This is a genomic window from Adlercreutzia equolifaciens (genome assembly GCF_029076695.1).
Classification (GTDB): domain Bacteria; phylum Actinomycetota; class Coriobacteriia; order Coriobacteriales; family Eggerthellaceae; genus Adlercreutzia; species Adlercreutzia equolifaciens_A.
In genome coordinates this window covers 1-304 of the sequence record NZ_JARFIK010000355.1, presented here as the reverse complement: position 1 = coordinate 304, position 304 = coordinate 1, and the positions used below count along the sequence as shown (strand labels likewise).

The window sequence follows — 304 nt, the reverse complement described above, 5'->3', positions numbered from 1 at the left end:
CTGAAAATAGTTCCTGGACGTATGACCGTATCAAAGAAGCATATGGTGCTTCCCATAGTACAATAGCTGGAATTGCCCAGCGTTTTGTAACAGAAGGTATGGAATCTGCCCTTGGAAGAAAAGAGCAAAAAAACCGACACCGAAAAGTTACAGGTGATGTAGAAGCAAGGATTTGTGCAATTGCCTGTTCGACACCTCCGGAAGGGGCTTCCCGTTGGACCATGCAGGCTATCGCGGAGGAACTGATACGGCTGGAAGTTGTTGATTACATCACCGATAGTACGGTCTGTAACGTTATGAAAAA

General features: G+C 45.7%; 1 protein-coding gene. It reads left to right on the top strand.

Going from position 1 to position 304, the window contains the following annotated elements; genetic code table 11:
• A partial coding sequence (locus PZH32_RS12725) for a helix-turn-helix domain-containing protein (RefSeq protein ID WP_275208621.1) occupies nt 1-304 on the top strand: 304 nt, incomplete at both ends.